This window comes from Streptococcus handemini (assembly GCF_040984445.1).
GTDB classification, from domain to species: domain Bacteria; phylum Bacillota; class Bacilli; order Lactobacillales; family Streptococcaceae; genus Streptococcus; species Streptococcus handemini.
In genome coordinates this window covers 1-12,180 of the sequence record NZ_JBFRYH010000062.1, presented here as the reverse complement: position 1 = coordinate 12,180, position 12,180 = coordinate 1, and the positions used below count along the sequence as shown (strand labels likewise).

9 protein-coding genes are annotated in these 12,180 nt (G+C 42.6%); 2 read left to right on the top strand and 7 right to left on the bottom strand.

The features are described 5' to 3' along the window. Window positions 1-383: 383 nt before the first annotated feature. The 6 genes from alr to ABPH35_RS08895 all read right to left on the bottom strand — a co-directional run bounded on the left by alr (window position 384) and on the right by ABPH35_RS08895 (window position 8,536). Window positions 384-1,487 carry an alanine racemase gene (alr, locus tag ABPH35_RS08920; RefSeq protein ID WP_349989367.1) on the bottom strand — a complete coding sequence of 368 codons (1,104 nt, stop codon included), beginning with the start codon at window positions 1,485-1,487 and terminating at the stop codon, window positions 384-386. Beyond that, a complete protein-coding gene (gene acpS, locus ABPH35_RS08915) occupies window positions 1,468-1,839 on the bottom strand; it encodes a holo-ACP synthase (RefSeq protein ID WP_349989366.1) in 372 nt (123 codons plus the stop codon). Before acpS ends, alr begins: the two co-directional genes overlap by 20 nt. Before the next feature lie 72 nt (window positions 1,840-1,911). Next, window positions 1,912-4,443, bottom strand: coding sequence for a preprotein translocase subunit SecA (gene secA, locus ABPH35_RS08910; protein WP_368849754.1), 2,532 nt, complete (start codon window positions 4,441-4,443; stop codon window positions 1,912-1,914). Window positions 4,444-4,585: 142 nt separating this feature from the next. Further along, on the bottom strand, window positions 4,586-5,530 hold the full coding sequence (gene manA, locus ABPH35_RS08905; protein WP_349989368.1) for a mannose-6-phosphate isomerase, class I: 945 nt from the start codon (window positions 5,528-5,530) through the stop codon (window positions 4,586-4,588). 130 nt (window positions 5,531-5,660) lie between these two features. Then, entirely contained in the window at window positions 5,661-6,542 is an 882-nt protein-coding gene (gene scrK / locus ABPH35_RS08900; RefSeq protein WP_349989364.1) for a fructokinase ScrK, read from the bottom strand. A gap of 89 nt (window positions 6,543-6,631) precedes the next feature. After that, a complete protein-coding gene (locus tag ABPH35_RS08895; RefSeq protein ID WP_349989363.1) occupies window positions 6,632-8,536 on the bottom strand; it encodes a sucrose-specific PTS transporter subunit IIBC in 1,905 nt (634 codons plus the stop codon). Window positions 8,537-8,759: 223 nt separating this feature from the next. Here ABPH35_RS08895 and ABPH35_RS08890 point away from each other — a divergent pair, with 223 nt between their 5' ends. Continuing rightward, on the top strand, window positions 8,760-10,214 hold the full coding sequence (locus ABPH35_RS08890) for a sucrose-6-phosphate hydrolase (RefSeq protein ID WP_349989362.1): 1,455 nt from the start codon (window positions 8,760-8,762) through the stop codon (window positions 10,212-10,214). Further along, window positions 10,195-11,157, top strand: a complete 963-nt coding sequence (locus ABPH35_RS08885; protein WP_349989361.1) for a LacI family DNA-binding transcriptional regulator — start codon at window positions 10,195-10,197, stop codon at window positions 11,155-11,157. Before ABPH35_RS08890 ends, ABPH35_RS08885 begins: the two co-directional genes overlap by 20 nt. An 83-nt stretch (window positions 11,158-11,240) precedes the next feature. Here ABPH35_RS08885 and ABPH35_RS08880 read toward each other — a convergent pair whose 3' ends face one another. Further along, window positions 11,241-11,429 (bottom strand): hypothetical protein, encoded by a 189-nt coding sequence (locus ABPH35_RS08880; protein WP_349989360.1) that lies wholly within the window; start codon window positions 11,427-11,429, stop codon window positions 11,241-11,243. Between the last annotated feature and the right edge of the window lie 751 nt (window positions 11,430-12,180).

The following is a 12,180-nucleotide window of genomic DNA, read 5'->3' as shown; positions in this document are numbered from 1 at the left end:
TCTTTTTGGTGTATAATAGTGTTGCATCTCAGAGTCTTTCTAATTGTTGTTGTGGTGATTACAATTATATCTCTCTGAGATGTTTTTTAATACCCTTGACTGGCTAACTTCATTTTAGAACTTTCGACTAAAAAAGACATTTCACTCATGCCCATTTCAGCGAATGATGCAGCACAAGATTATGTTTATACTCATTAAATATCAAAATCTGAATAAATTGATGATTATCAAGGAAATATCTGTTTAATTAATACAATAGCCAAAAAAATCATTGAGAAGACCATTGCGCTCAGATTTTGAATTTAAATAAGTATTAGATGCAAAGAAATCAGCTCCTTACTCAAAAAAACTGCTATTTGCTTCTTGCAAACAGCAGCACTATTTTAATCATAGTAACGAGGAATGCGATCTGACAAGCCACAAACCACTTCATAATTAATCGTTTTGAGGTAATCTGCCCAATCCTGTACCTCTATTGCCCTGTCACCACTGAGACCAATCAGCGTAACAGACGTTCCTAAAGGATACTTTTTCGGTAAACGAACCGTAATTTGATCCATGGAGACACGGCCAACAACCGGACAATATTCACCTTCTACTAACAATGAAAAGCCCTGCATAGCACGGAAAAAACCATCCGCATAACCAATTGGAATCGTACCAATGTATTCTCTTTGTTCACTACGATATGTCGCACCATAGCCGATACTAGCTCCCGCTTCTACTTCTTTCACATGAACCAATTCAGAGATCAAGCGCAAGGCTGGCTGAATAGAGTAGGGCAAATCTAAGTCATGACCACTCGGGTTCAGACCATATAAGACATTTCCTAGCCGCACCATCGTAAAGACCGTATCCGCATGCCAAATACTAGTGGCTGAATTACTCGCATGAATACAAGCTGGTACTCGGTTCATTTCTGAAATCATCCCCTTAAATCGAGCCAATTGCAACTGAAATTGACGGTCATCTTTCTCATCAGCCGTCGCAAAATGAGTGAATAGTCCTTCAATTGTGGCATCGTGTTGCTCCAACTCATCTGTGGCCTGATTGAGGGACTGACTATCTCTAAAACCAATCCGTCCCATACCTGTGTCTACCTTCAAATGAACCTGCAAACCGTGTAAGGAAATTCCTTGCTGCAATAGTAACTGTATCCACTCTAGACTAGCTACTGTCACCATGACCTTTTCTGAAATCGCAAGTGGCACAGCCTCTACAGGTATCATTCCTAATATCAATACTGGTTGCGAAATACCTGCTTGCCTTAGTTCCAAGGCTTCGTCCATGTTGGACACACAAAAGCCGTCTACTTGCTTCTCCAAATGCCTGGCAACTGCAACAGCCCCGTGACCGTAAGCATTGGCCTTAACGACCGCAAAAGTTTGTGTTTCTTTTGGCAAACCTTTTCTGACTTGCTCTAGATTATCTGAAATAGCTGCTAAATCAACCTGAATAGTTGTTGGTCTATGAATGCTTACTTTCATCTATTTCCTCCAAAATGACACTTGCCTGTACAAACCCAGCAGAGTGGCTAATGCTAATCCAAGCCTTGACTTGAATAGGGGATTTTGCGACATAGGGTGCCCCTTTTTCATCCGTTAACACTTCAATATCGTGAAAACCGACTTGCCCAATCCCTGTCCCAAGTGCCTTAGCAAAGGCCTCTTTCGCAGACCAACGACCTGCTAGATACTCGACTTGCCGCCGATGTTTTAATTGCCGAAAACGAGCTAATTCATTTTCTGTTAATACCTTACTAGCAAATCGTTCGTGCTTCTTCATCGCTGCTTCCACAGCAGCTATTTCTTGTATATCTATTCCGTGTCCTATTATCATTTCCCAAAAAAGAAGTGGGAAACCCCATATTCTTTCGAATACTGGATAACCTCACTCCTCCCTCATGTTCTCTTAGTTTACTTGCTTGCGACCATGACAGTTCTTGAATTTTTTGCCCGACTGACATGGACAAGGAGCATTACGGTCAACTCCCTCAAAATGCACTTGCTCGCTTGTCGCAACCGTCTGTGCCGGAATGATATTCTTCGTAGCTGTTGTACGAGCTTCTTGCGTAGCATGTTCCCGTTCGATATTATCATGAATCTGTGCCTTCATCATGAGACGAGTCACGTCGTACTCAATTGAAGCGACCATATCATTAAAGGTTGAAAAAGCTTCTGATTGATACTCCACAACTGGATTGTTTTGGGCATAGCCACGAAGACTCACTGCATTACGAAGTTGATCCATCATATCAATATGATCTGTCCACTTATTGTCAACGACACGGAGAATCAATACCTTTTGGAATTCTCTCACACGATCTTCATCACGCAATTTTGCGACTTGACTATCATAAACTTCCAAAGCTCGGTCATAGAGGTAGGTTATGATTTCTTTGTCTGATTTGCCTTCTAAGTCGGACAAACTAATTGATTCTTCTGGTACAAGGTTGAGCTGGGCAAAATTCAGGATTGCCTGTAAATCTTTGTCGTGTTTTCCTACAGTATGGTCTGCCACTTGACGTTCAATGGTCCGTTTAATCATCGCCTTGATTTCTGGAGCCAAATCGCGATCAGCTGTAATCACGTCATGACGTTGATTGTAGATAATCTCGCGTTGTTCACGCATGACATCGTCGTATTGAAGGACTTGTTTCCGAGAATCGTAGTTATTCCCTTCAACACGTTTTTGCGCCCCCTCTACCTGACGAGTTAACATTTTTGACTTAATCACAGACTCTTCTTCTGTCAAATTCATGCGTTCCATGAAGGCCTTGATGCGCTCTGAACCAAAGCGTTTCATCAAATCATCTTCTAGGGAAAGATAGAATTGTGACTCACCTGGATCTCCTTGACGGCCTGAACGCCCACGAAGCTGATTATCAATTCGGCGGCTCTCATGGCGTTCTGTACCAATGACACAAAGTCCCCCAAGTTCACGCACACCAGGTCCCAACTTGATATCCGTACCACGACCAGCCATGTTGGTCGCAATCGTCACCGCACCGCGTTGTCCAGCATTCATGATGATTTGCGCTTCGCGGTAGTGGTTTTTTGCATTCAATACTTCGTGCGGTACACCAGCGGCAACTAAGCGCTGTGAAATGTAGTCAGATGTTTCAACGGCTACTGTACCCACCAGGACAGGCTGTCCTTTTTCGTATCGCGCCTTCACATCTGCCACAACAGCATTAAACTTGTACTCTAAGCTCGGGTAAAGCAAATCTTCATGGTCAAGACGAGCAATAGGACGGTTAGTTGGGATTGGAATCACACGAATATTGTAAATTTCACGGAATTCTTCTTCCTCTGTCTTACCAGTACCCGTCATTCCTGATAATTTCTTGTACATACGGAAGAGATTTTGGTAAGTGATAGAAGCACTTGTTTTTGATTCATTTTGAACAGGGACGCCTTCTTTAGTCTCAATCGCTTGGTGAAGGCCATCTGAATACCGACGTCCTTCCATGGTCCGGCCTGTAAATGGGTCAATAATCATGACTTCTTGGGCTTCATTGACCAGATAATCGATATCATAAATCATGATATAGTTAGCACGTAGCGCATTATCAATAAAGTGAGTCAAAGCAACATTTTCAATGTCATACAGATTATCTAACTTAAAGAAGCTCTCTGCTTTGTCAATCCCTGAATCCGACAGCCCAATCGTCTTAGACGGTACATCAATAATATAATCATCCTTATCCAAGGATTTAACCAATTTATCCGCCAAGAAATACAATTGGTTTGTTTCTGAAGACGTTGGCCCAGATACAATCAGTGGTGTCCGTGCTTCATCAATTAAAATCGAGTCAACCTCATCGACCAAGGCATAATTAAGTGGACGTTGCACCATATCTTCTGCACGAACCACCATGTTATCACGAAGGTAATCAAAACCAATCTCTGAGTTCGTTGAGTAGGTAATATCGCAATTGTAAGCTTCCCGTTTTTCAAAAGAAGACTTAGCCGCCAAGTTAATTCCAACAGACAAACCAAGCCATGAGTAAAGCTCACCCATCTCTGTCGCATCACGTTCTGACAGGTACTCATTGACTGTGACAACGTGCACTCCTTCGCCAGACAAAGCGTTTAGATATACTGGCATGGTCGCTGTCAAGGTCTTCCCTTCACCCGTACGCATCTCAGGAACATCTCCGTGGTGAAGGACAATCCCACCCATTACCTGCACTTTATAAGGAAATAGGCCAAGAACACGCTTCGCTCCCTCTCGGACTACCGCGAAAGCTTCATAGAGCAAGTCATCTAGGCTTTCCCCACTGTGGTAACGTGCTTTAAATTCTGCTGTTTTTGCTTGTAGTTGCTCATCTGATAAGGCTGCCATGTCATCTGCATAAGCAAGGACCTTATCTGCCATCTTTTCTAATTTTTTTAATTCACCTTTATCATTTTCAATAATTGTTTTTAAAATATTTGTCATTGTTTTCCTTACTTGTATCGATTCTTATTTTTTGTGTTCTTTTCATTATAGCACGTTTCCCCACTACTTTCAAGAATGAGCGATAGTTTAAACCGATGAAGCAACTGCCTCATCGGTCCTATTTCAAACATACTTTTTGTCATTATGGATGACTGGCAACGATTTCTAATTCTTGCCCCTTTAAGGTCCACTCAGTCACATCTGCTGGCAGGATAAAGTGGTCCCCTTTGGCAATTGGATATACTTGGCCATCAATACCAAGGTCCCCTTGTCCAGCCAAGACACTGACCAGATAATAATCAGCCGTTTGCTGCATGTGAACTTGTCCTGTCAGCTCCCATTTGTAAACACTGAAAAAGTCGTTGGCTACAAGCAAGGTCGAGCGTAAATCATCTGCGTGTAGGGTAACAGGACGGCTATTTGCTGGCTCTCCAATCCTTGTCACATCAATAGATTTTTCCAAATGCAATTCCCGTAGGTTGCCAGCATCATCCTTGCGGTCAAAATCGTAGACACGGTAGGTGGTATCACTTGATTGCTGGGTTTCCAAAATCATGATGCCTTTTCCAATGGCGTGAATGGTACCACTTGGCACATAGAAGAAGTCCCCTGCCTTGACAGGAACCTTCTGCAGCAACCCTTCCCAATCTTTCTGGTCAATCTTTTCTCGGAGCTCTTCTTTTGAGAGAGCCTTATGGCCATAGATAATTTCAGCCCCTTCATCAGCTGCCAAAACATACCAACATTCGGTCTTGCCAAGCTCTCCTTCGTGCGCCAAACCATAAGTATCATCGGGATGAACCTGCACGCTCAACCAATCATTGGCATCTAAAATCTTGGTCAAAAGAGGAAAGACTTCTTCTGTCCGATTAGCAAAGAGCTCGCGATGCTCACGATACAAATCATCTAATTTCCAACCTGTATAGACACCGTTTTTAACAGTTGATACGCCATTGGGATGCGCTGAAATCGCCCAATATTCACCGACATGGTCACTCGGACTTTCATAGCCAAATTCATCCCGAAGCTTGGTTCCGCCCCAAATTTTTTCCTGCATCACAGATTGTAAAAATAATGGTTCTGCCATCATGATCCCTCGTTTCTATTTCTTACTGCTATGATAGCAAAAATGGCTTCAAAAAGCGAATTTCCTTCAAGAATTTCTCAAAAAAAGAGAGAAAAAGCCAGACAAGAGTCCAGCTTCTTCGTTTTCGTTCTTATTTTTCAGATACTTGTTTGGCTAAGGCAAAGTTTCCAAGGGTTGCTGAGCCATTTTCAGCTACCGCTGGTGTTACGATATACTCTGTTGCATCTGGTGTTGGTACATAGCCATTCATCAAAGCAGTAAATTTATCACGCACACGTTTCAGCATGTGTTCTTGCCCCATGACACCACCACCAAAAACAATGACTTGCGGACGATACATCAAGGTCGCCTGTACAGCTGCTTGAGCAATATAATATGCCTGAACATCCCATACATCCGCATTCTGCTCAATTAACTCCCCACGAATACCTGTACGAGCCTCCAATGACGGACCTGCTGCCAACCCCTCCAAACAGCCATTATGGAAAGGGCAAACACCATTAAATTCTTTGGCAACATCCTGGGGGTGTAAGGCAACATAGGTATGCCCAGCTTCTGTATGCCCTACTCCACCGACGAATTCGCCATTTTGGATAGCACCAGCTCCGATTCCTGTACCAATTGTGTAATAAACGAGACTTGTTACTCCCTTACGAACAAGAGCTTCCCCAAATGCAGACGAGTTCACATCTGTCGTAAAGTAAAAGGGAATCTTAAATTCTTTGGCAATCAAGCCCAACAAATCCACATTTGCCCAATGAGGTTTCGGAGTCGTTGTGATATAGCCGTAGGTAGCTGAATTTTGGTCAATATCGATTGGCCCAAATGACCCAATTGCAATCCCTGCCAAGCGGTCTTCATAGCGCTTGAAAAATTCAACTGTACGCTCAATCGTTTCATACGGCGTAGTGGTTGGAAATTGCGTCTTTTCAACCACTTGGAAATTCTCATCTCCTACTGCACAGACAAATTTGGTCCCTCCAGCTTCTAGGCTCCCATACAATTTTGTCATCTTTTCTCTCCTTTTGAAATCAGTTTCATCTAGTTTATTATATCATAGATTTAAGCGTAAGAAAAAGGCGAAACGCCTTTTTCTTGTGATTATTTTGCAATTTTAAGGAAGGCATCGCCGTGCGCTACTGTCGCATTTGCAAGAACTTCAACAGTGGCAAATTCTGCCGTATTTGTTACGATGACCATGGTGGTATCATCAAGACCTGCTGCCGCAATTTTGCTTGCATCAAACTTAGCAATTGGTGTGCCAGCTGTAACCTTGTCACCTGCTGCAACTAATTTCTCAAATCCTTCACCATTCATTGATACAGTATCAATACCGATGTGGATAAGAATTTCCGCACCACTTGCAGTCTTCAAACCATAGGCATGACCCGTTTCAAAAGCAATCGTAACTTCTGCATCCGCTGGTGCGTACACAACACCTTCAGACGGTTTAACAGCAAGACCTTTCCCCATAGCTCCTGATGAGAAGACAGGATCATTGACATTTTCAAGAGCAACTACGTCACCTGAAAGTGGTGAAACCAATGTTTCTTCGCTAATAAGAGCTGTTGTCGCTTCTTTTGCTAACTCAGCAGTCGCTACTGTTTCAGAAGTTTTTGCAGGAGCTTCTTCTTCATCTTCAAATCCAAACATATAAGTAAGAGTGAAACCTGCTACGAATGATACAGCAACCATCAAGAGGTAAGGGAAGAGTTGACCATTCACGTAAAGAAGTGTACCTGGGATAATGGTGATTCCAAATGCAGTACCTGCAAGTCCAAGAAGAGAAGCAACCGCTCCACCAATAGCACCTGCAATCAATGAAAGGAAGAATGGCTTACGGAAACGTAAGTTGACACCGAAGATAGCTGGCTCTGTAATTCCCAAGAAAGCTGCAAGAGCTGCTGGGAAAGCAAGAGCTTTCAATTTAGGATTCTTCGTTTTCACACCAACTGCAATTGTCGCCGCACCTTGTGCTGTCATGGCTGCAGTGATGATAGCGTTAAATGGATTAGCACCTGTATTTGCCACCAATTGAGACTCCAGCAAGTTGAAGATGTGGTGAACACCTGATACTACGACAACTTGGTGCAAACCACCAATCAAGAGTCCTGGAAGACCAAATGGCAAAGCAAGTAGAGCGTTTGTTGCTGCCAAAATGTAGTTTTCAACAACGTGGAAGACTGGACCAATCACAAACAAGCCAAGGATAGACATAACTAAAAGTGTGATAAATGGCGTTACCAAGAGGTCAAGTACTTCTGGAACATACTTGCGTACGAATTTTTCAAATTTCGCACCAACGATACCGATGATGAAGGCTGGAAGGACAGAACCTTGCAAACCAACGACTGGAATAAATCCAAAGAACTGCATTGGTGTTACATCGCCACCTGAAGCTACTGCCCAAGCATTTGGTAACGAGCCAGAGATAAGCATCATTCCAAGAACGATACCAATAGTTTGATTTCCGCCAAATACACGGAAGGTTGACCATACTACAAGAGCTGGAAGCACGATGAAGGCTGTATCAGTCAAGATTTGAGTATAGGTGATGAAGTCAGGATTGTACTCCGCTATACCAAAGAAGGACATGACTGCTTCTTGTGTCAACAAGCCGCGGAATCCCATGAACAAACCAGTTGCTACGATTGCTGGGATGATTGGCACAAAGACGTCACCAAATGTACGAATTGCTCGCTGGAAGGCATTGCCTTGTTTAGCAGCCTCTGCTTTCATCTCATCTTTTGAAGAGGTTGGCAAACCAAGTGCTACGACTTCATCATAGATTTTATTGACTGTACCAGTACCAAAGATGATTTGGTATTGACCTGAGTTAAAGAAAGCGCCTTGTACCTTCTCAATGTCTTCGACACGCGCTTTGTCGATTTTATTTTCATCTTTTACCATGACACGTAGACGAGTTGCACAGTGAGCCACACTGTTGACATTCTCACGTCCACCCAAGGCTTCGATGACATTTTTTGCAATTTCAGTATTATTCATCTTGCAAAAATCTCCTTTTAGTATATTTTTCTTTTTTGAAAGTGTTTTCAACCTTTCTATGCTTCTTATTATACCATTTTTCACCAATATGTCAAACGCTTGACATAATTTTTTGACATTTTTTCAATTTCAAGGGTAAAACCTTGCTTTTTGACAAGCAAACGTTTACTATATTACTATAAGGAATAGAACAAATACGTACAAAACGAAATAAGGAGACGACATGGCCTTCACAACTGAAGAACGCTACCGTGCTTATGCGGATTGGCCGACAGACTATATTGACAAGATTACCAAGAATACCGCAAGTTCCCCTTGGAGAACCAACTTCCATATCGAAACGCCACACGGTCTCTTAAATGATCCCAATGGCTTTTCTTACTTTAATGGAAAATGGACCCTCTTCTACCAATACTTTCCATTTGGGGCAGCCCATGGATTGAAATCATGGGTTCACACCGAGTCAACGGACTTGGTTCACTTCGAGCCGACAGGAACCATGATCTACCCTGACACACCACTCGACAGCCATGGTGCTTATTCGGGATCTGCTATGCAGTTTGACGACAAGCTCTTTCTTTTTTATACTGGAAATGTTCGTGATGAAAACTGGATTCGCCACCCCTACCAAATCGGTGCTCTCATGGACACAAAGGGAGAGATTCAAAAAATCGATCAGATTTTGATTGAGCAGCCAAATGACACAACAGACCATTTCCGCGATCCACAGATTTTCAATTTCAAAGATAACTACTATGCCATCGTCGGAGGACAAAATCTGGACAAAAAAGGAATCATTAAACTCTACAAGGCTGTGGACAACGACTACCTCAACTGGGAATACGTGGCTAATTTAGATTTCGATAATGACTTGACTGCCTATATGATGGAATGTCCAAATCTTGTTTTCATCGATAAAAAACCTGTCCTTCTTTATTGCCCACAAGGACTAGATAAAACCGTTCTGGACTACGGCAATATCTACCCAAATCTCTACAAGATTGCCCAATCATTTGACCCAGAGACAGCTAAAATGGTCAATCCAGCTCCCCTTGAGCAGTTAGATTACGGTTTTGAATGCTATGCAACCCAAGCCTTTAATGCACCTGACGGACGTGCGCTTGCTGTTAGCTGGCTTGCCCTACCAGATGTGGAATATCCGACAGACCGCTACGATTACCAAGGCTGCCTGTCCCTTGTCAAAGAATTGACCATTAAAGACGGCAAGCTCTATCAATATCCAGTTGACGCGATTAGGAGCCTCCGTACAGATAGTCAGACCTTCGCACCCAAAGTAGCAACAAACAATTGTTACGAATTGGAACTGACAGTGGAAGCAAATAGCAAGATTGACTTGGTTCTCTTTGCAGATAGAAACGCAAAAGGTCTGAAACTATCTATTGATCCTGCAAATGGATCTGTATCTCTTGACCGTAAGGACTGCGGAGAGGCTTTCGCCCTTGATTTTGGTACTGAACGCCATTGCCAGATTGACAACCAAGTAACAACAGCTAACATCTTCATCGACAAATCTGTCTTTGAAATTTTCATCAACAAAGGAGAAAAAGTATTTTCTGGACGTGTCTTCCCACGACAAGATCAAACTGGCATCAAGATTCTCTCAGGTCAGGCAACCGGAAATTATTACTCATTAGATTATGGTCGCAAAACTCACTGATGTCGCAAAGCTAGCTGGGGTCAGCCCCACAACAGTCTCCCGTGTTATCAATAAAAAAGGCTATCTATCCGACAAAACGGTCAAAAATGTGACCGATGCTATGCGAGAATTGGGCTACAAACCCAACAATCTCGCTCGAAGTTTGCAAGGAAAGTCCGCCAAGCTGGTCGGCTTGATTTTCCCAAATATTAGCAATATTTTTTATGCAGAATTGATTGCTCATCTGGAAAAGGAGCTTTTCAATCGAGGCTACAAGGCTATTATCTGCAACAGCCAGCACGATTCTGCCAAAGAACGAGAATACCTAGAAATGCTAACAGCCAATCAGGTAGACGGCATTATTTCAGGTAGCCATAATCTGGGAATCAAAGACTATGACCGTGTATCTGCTCCGATTATTGCCTTTGACCGCAATTTATCACCGTCTACCCCAATCGTCTCTTCTGACAACTACGGCGGAGGGGTCTTGGCTGCCGAAACACTCCAAAAAGCAGGGTGTACAAAGCCCTTGATGATCACAGGAAATGATGATTCCAATTCTCCTACCGGCCTTCGGCAAACAGGCTTTTCTAGTGTTTTTCCAAAGGCAGAAATCCACCACATTTCAAGTGATTTCTCCCCTGTGCGCAAGGAAATGGAAATCAGAACCATTCTCCAAACAAGCTCAACAGACGGTATCTTTATTTCAGGGGATTTGACGGCCATATTGGTCTGGAATGTCGCCCAATCTTTGGGCTTGTCAATTCCCCAAGATCTCAAACTTATCGGCTATGACGGTACCTATTTTATCGAGACACACTATCCCCAGCTGACCACCATCAAACAACCTTTAGCAGATATTGCCAAACTTATGGTGGATCTTCTCGTGCAAAAAATCGAAGGTGCTAACCTCGAGCAAGACTATTCGCTCCCTATCAGTCTCTTGGCAGGTCGGAGCGTGTGATATAACCGTTCCATAAAAAAAGAAAAGCTCTACAACCGTCTCTAAGAAAGAAGGATTTGTAAAGCTTTTTCTCTTTGCTTCAGTTAATGTTTAAAACCACGAACATAGTAAGTAACGACCAAAATCATATAAAAAATCATCAACACACTCCACGTCAAGGCCCAGAAAACTGGAATAGCTTCTTTTGCGTCTAGAATGCCATATACAACCAGACATAGATTCCCCCAGAAAATCAGAGCAGAAAAGATGTGTACTACTTTTTTCATATCCATAGTCCTTGGCCTCCTTGATATAACATTTACTTCTTACTATTAAGTATACCATAAATAAATGTAGTTTCAAAACATATTTTCATACTCGTCAAAAATCAAACTCTGATGTCGTTATACTCAGTTAACTTCAAAAATAACTTTTTTTAATCTTTTCTTAAGTAGTGCGGACGGAAGCAACCTCCTTCGGAGTTTCATTCCTAATTTTTGAGCCTAGGTTTCAAAAATTCCGTTATTAGTGACAGCAACACTGTCACTAATCATACCACTACGGCGAAAATATCCTTTCAAGCTCACTTCGTTCGCTCTAAATTGCGGAATCTAAGAACCTGTATTCATAAGCGAAGCAATTCTAAGCGGAAGCTTATTTTACGATAATCAAGACGATTTTTGTCCCACTCCCTCAGCTAACATTAGTCCGAACTAGTGGGTCAGTGGAGACGAGCTGCGCTCGTTCTATTTCCAGCCTTCCACAATTCTCAATTGTACGGGGCGAGCTGCGCTCGTTCTATTTCCAGCCTTCCACAATTCTCAATTGTGGAAGCTAGTCAGATTTTGATTTTTATAGAGTATCAAGCTACCACCACTTTATTATGAACCTCAAAAAGAAGCCACTTAGGCTTCTTCTAGACCGAAGACAAACTAGTCGAGAGTCTGGTTTGTCTTTTTGTTTTCTGTTTTATTTTGAAAAAAAATAGTCTAGTAGAGTGGTTTAGGGCAAAATAAAAAGGCCTTCCCGCCATCAGTTTGACCA